General features: G+C 65.0%; 1 protein-coding gene. It reads right to left on the bottom strand.

The annotated features are described in order from the left end of the window. Positions 1–280 (bottom strand): aconitase family protein (locus RVY79_RS19195; RefSeq protein ID WP_317466152.1); only part of this gene is annotated, 280 nt, incomplete at both ends.

Genomic DNA, 280 nt, shown 5'->3' with positions numbered 1-280 from the left:
TGGGCTTGCCGTTGGCATCGGTGCCGAAGCTGTCGCGCTCGATGTCGAAGCGCACCGTGCCGGCAATCGCATAGGCCACCACCAGCGGCGGCGAGGCGAGGAACGCCTGCTTGGCATACGGGTGGATGCGGCCATCGAAGTTGCGGTTGCCGGACAGCACGGCCGTGGCATACAGATCGCGGTCGATGATCTCTTGCTGGATCTTCGGGTCCAGCGCGCCGCTCATGCCGTTGCAGGTGGTGCAGGCAAACGCGACGATGCCGAAGCCGAGATTCTCCAG

Source organism: Chromohalobacter sp. HP20-39, from assembly GCF_033052815.1.
Classification (GTDB): domain Bacteria; phylum Pseudomonadota; class Gammaproteobacteria; order Pseudomonadales; family Halomonadaceae; genus Chromohalobacter.
The sequence above is the reverse complement of the archived record's forward strand: the minus strand, read 5'-3'. Positions and strand labels throughout refer to the sequence as shown.